This is a genomic window from Photobacterium sp. OFAV2-7 (genome assembly GCF_022347985.1).
In the GTDB taxonomy this organism is placed as follows: domain Bacteria; phylum Pseudomonadota; class Gammaproteobacteria; order Enterobacterales; family Vibrionaceae; genus Photobacterium.
The window spans coordinates 1-3,332 of record NZ_JAKRFQ010000583.1 but is presented as its reverse complement, the minus strand read 5'-3'; the positions used below and the strand labels follow the sequence as shown (position 1 = coordinate 3,332).

Sequence of the window (3,332 nt, the reverse complement as noted above, 5' to 3'; positions counted from 1 at the left end):
GGAATATTACCTGGAATATCTGCGGCCTTACTTTGAATACAACGGTCAGGAGTTTGCTGAGCAGCATTTGAAAGTTGAGTGGAAACGCTACTTCAAGAAAGATGGAGCAAGGTTTATCAAAAAGTACAGTAAAAAACATCCGAACGCAGCGGAATTTCTGGCTAGCGACAAGTTTCAGGAAATAGCACCGCATATTAAAGATTTTGCTGTGAAGTATGCTGCTGATAGCGGAGAACTACCGAGTTGTAATTAATGAAAAAACGATCCTCACACCAGGAGTTTCCTAAGTATGAAAGGCTGGATAAAGGATTTTTTGCTGTGTATTAATGGAGAATACTCATGTTTAAGAAAGCCGCTATACTACTCGTCTTATTTGGGATGCCATTTTCACTGATGGCGGAAGATGTTGTCGGTAAAATCCAATCGATATCAGTGAAAGGGAAAGTCATTCAGTATCTCAACCCGAAAACAAATGAAGTCAATGTAATAAAGTTTACCGATAAGACAAAGCTTGAAAGTGCTAGTTCATTCACAGAGCTAACGGTTAATACCAAGTTTAAGGCAACGCTTGATGGCAATGGTGTTGCCAAAAAAATAAAGCGAATTCTGGTCAAGCTTCCTGAAGAACAAGTGATTGATACAGAAGAATTGTATGAATTAATTGATGACGGACAGCCATTATTTATTGGTGATGCCCGTCCGGTTGGTAAATACCAGATTGGACACATTCCCGGGGCAAAGGCGACACCTGCCAATGAGTTACAGCATAACCTTCATTGGTTACCAAAAGATAAGGCGACACCATTGGTGTTCTATTGCGGAGGGGTAACATGTCCGCTCAGTCCCAAGGCGCTAAGAACAGCCAAGGCTAATGGTTATAACAATGTGAAGGTGTATGTTGAAGGTTATCCGGCATGGAAAGAAGAGGTATACCCTTCACACGTCAATAAAGAATGGCTAGCTGAGAATCTGGATATTCATCATATTATTCTGGATGTCAGAATGTCACCAAAGAGTTACATTAAAGGAGCAGCTCACCTTCCTGCAGCGAAACTGCTGCAGATGCATGAACAGTGGAACAAAGACAAATACCCAACTAATAAGCGTACAATTTTCGATCTCAGGGATAAAAAGGCCTCGATCACCATTGTTGCTGATAGTGACTCAAGTGAGGATGCGATAGAAGCCTATGAGATCCTGACTTTCTGGAAATTCAAGAATGTCTCGATATTAAATGGTGGTGTATTTGCATGGATACAGGCGAATTTACCTGTTGAAATCGGCAAGATCGCAGACGAGCCCAACTATGTCAAAAAGCTGCCTAAAGGGGCTATTGATGAGAAAGACTTTGTTAAAGCCGTGACATCAGGAACTGCAACAGTCATTGACGTGCGCTCTGTTGATGAAGTAAGCCATGGTCACCTGAAAGGTGCGATCAACATTCCTCTTGAAGAGCTAGATCAGAACCTTGACCGTATTCCCAGAACCGGCCTTGTTATTTTACATTGCGCTGGCGGAGCCCGCGCGTCACTAGCTTATACCACATTAATAAATAAGGGATATACAAACGTGAAATTCCTTGACGAGTCGTTTGAAGCTGTGGTGAAAGACAACGGAATTAAGCTGATTTAGATAGGTGCATTTGTCCTAAGTAATATGTGGAAATATCATTGGTTGCGAGTATGAAACATGAGAGTTACCTCTTAAATCAAGGTGGGTAACTCTCTTCTTTTTAAACTCAACTATTTGACCTGGCCTGAACTAAAACATTGAGCGTTGTAACAAATGGCTATTGCTCAGAATCAAGACAGCCTTGGCTAAAGCTGCCTTGATTTACTCTGCTCGCAGGCGGTCTTTAATAAAACCCTCCATTCTTCAAATGGCTTAGCAATAATATTCCTGCAATAACTAGCTCCAACACCAACGGTGGAATAACTGCTTTATCGAATCCATCGAGAACAAGACCTACTAGTCGGCCAACGGCGACGGCTATAAGTACAACGGCAACGAAGAAATATCCTTCCGTTTTACCTGACGTCAAACCTAGTGCCAGAATGGTTACGCAGGCTAAAAATAGACCACCCATTACTGACCGAATAGTGTTAAGTCCTGCTTTGCCTACGGGTTCTAATGAGAAATTAGTGACCATCTTTTGTGGTGCAAACATAGACATTATCCCCAGCCCGCCTAGCATAAGCGTCGATAATCCAACAAGAATTTGTAATGTGGTATGCATAGTGTTTCTCCTTAAATATTGGAATCGGGTTTACGAGAATTGTTGAATCGCCAGACGAGCGTTGTCTTGAGCGGTAATATTGCCAAGTGAAGGTTCAATCGTTAGTTGGTCAACTACAGGGCCTGTAGGTGAGCCTGCCTGGCTTGCATAGAAATGCCCGCTCTCGAATCGTGGATCAAATAAACCATCGAGATAGCGCTTCGCGCCTTTATCTACGCTGTGCATCATACCTAGCATCGGCATGAAAAGGCCTCCTACGTACTTGAAGAACAGCTTTTTGAGGAAAGGTAAGTCGTCCATGCCGTTAGTGCCGGTGGTGCCTCCAGGACTCATGGTTACAAAGCGAAGATGAGGGTGTTGTCTGGACATCGATGCCATCCATAAAGCGCCAGTAAGTTTAATGGTGCCGTATATATCAAGAGGGTCAGCTTTTGCGCCGAACTTGCTGCCATTAGCTATGGAAGCGAACTCTTCCATTGAGGAGGTTTCTAGCTCTGGTTTAGCTACGCCCATTTTGGGTATGCCTCTAGCCGTTTCTGAGCCTGCATAGAGGATTGTTGAGGTAATAAGTTGACGATTGATTAGCTCTTCGACAAGTACTGCATGACCTAATACATTAGAAGCGAATATAGTTGTTACGCCATCATCTGTTAGCTTATTTGGTGTTTGTCCGCCAGTACCGCCGGCATTTAACACTACGGCATCGACAGGTGACTCCAGCTTGTTAACAGCACTACGTACTGATGCTGAGTCAGAGACATCCAGTATTAATACCTCAAAGATGTCTCTCCCTGTTTTTTCTACAAGTTTGTCTTTTACGTCATTAGCTTTCGCCAGATTTCGACAGCCAAGATAGATTTTATTAATGCCATCCTGCTCTGCTAGTTGGCGGGCAGCTTCGAGTCCAATTCCTGCATTCGCACCCGTAACCAGAACGGTTTGAATTGTGTTCATGTCTTTCTCCATTAATGTGATTATTGGCATGCGAATAAGTTAACAGGATTGAAAAATGAACTGTATATGGGTAAAAGTGGACACAGTGTTTCAAATATGAACCGGATGTCGCCGGGTTAAACAACGAGAGTTATGCGTTCAA

General features: G+C 43.0%; 4 protein-coding genes. 2 read left to right on the top strand and 2 right to left on the bottom strand.

All coding sequences use genetic code 11. The features are described from left to right. On the top strand, positions 1 to 253 hold a 253-nt coding region (locus MHN01_RS21250; RefSeq protein ID WP_239413304.1), incomplete at its 5' end, for a hypothetical protein. An 86-nt stretch (positions 254 to 339) separates the two neighbouring features. After that, on the top strand, positions 340 to 1,632 hold the full coding sequence (locus MHN01_RS21245; protein ID WP_239413302.1) for a rhodanese-like domain-containing protein: 1,293 nt from the start codon (positions 340 to 342) through the stop codon (positions 1,630 to 1,632). A gap of 223 nt (positions 1,633 to 1,855) precedes the next feature. On the opposite strand, the gene MHN01_RS21240 is transcribed toward MHN01_RS21245, so the two are convergent. Together MHN01_RS21240 and MHN01_RS21235 are read right to left on the bottom strand one after the other, a co-directional pair. Further along, positions 1,856 to 2,236 carry a DUF4345 family protein gene (locus MHN01_RS21240; RefSeq protein WP_239413300.1) on the bottom strand — a complete coding sequence of 127 codons (381 nt, stop codon included), beginning with the start codon at positions 2,234 to 2,236 and terminating at the stop codon, positions 1,856 to 1,858. Positions 2,237 to 2,266: 30 nt separating this feature from the next. Beyond that, positions 2,267 to 3,190: an SDR family NAD(P)-dependent oxidoreductase gene (locus tag MHN01_RS21235; RefSeq protein ID WP_239413298.1), complete on the bottom strand. Its 924-nt coding sequence runs from the start codon at positions 3,188 to 3,190 to the stop codon at positions 2,267 to 2,269. Positions 3,191 to 3,332: the final 142 nt, after the last annotated feature.